This window comes from Helicobacter apodemus (genome assembly GCF_000765745.2).
GTDB lineage: Bacteria > Campylobacterota > Campylobacteria > Campylobacterales > Helicobacteraceae > Helicobacter_D > Helicobacter_D apodemus.
Genome location: NZ_JRPC02000129.1, coordinates 1 through 381, shown reverse-complemented (window position 1 = coordinate 381; position 381 = coordinate 1). Strand labels below are relative to the sequence as shown.

The window sequence follows — 381 nt, the reverse complement described above, 5'->3', positions numbered from 1 at the left end:
AACCAAGGAAACTTAAAAGGTGGATTTGTAAATAATACAGGGGCTACCTTAACAAACTTTGCTAATTCTAGCAATCTAAGCACCTTTAAGAATCTTGGAGTCGTAAAAAGTGCTACTAACACTGGAACTCTAGCTAACCTTACTAATGCTGGAAGCTTAGCTAACCTTAGTAACACTAAAACAATAGGAACCCTTGCTAATACTGGAAGCTTAGCAAATGCTACTAACTCTGGAACTATAACTTCCCTTGATAACACGAAAAACATAGGAGACTTTACTAATGCTAATGGTGGAACCATCACCAACCAAGTTATTAATAAAGGAAGCATTACAAGCTTTACCAACCAAGGAAACTTAAAAGGTGGATTTGTAAATAATACA

General features: G+C 35.7%; 1 pseudogene. It reads left to right on the top strand.

The annotated features are described in order from the left end of the window. Positions 1-381 (top strand): annotated as a pseudogene (locus LS72_RS11190) (hypothetical protein); the annotation flags it as partial.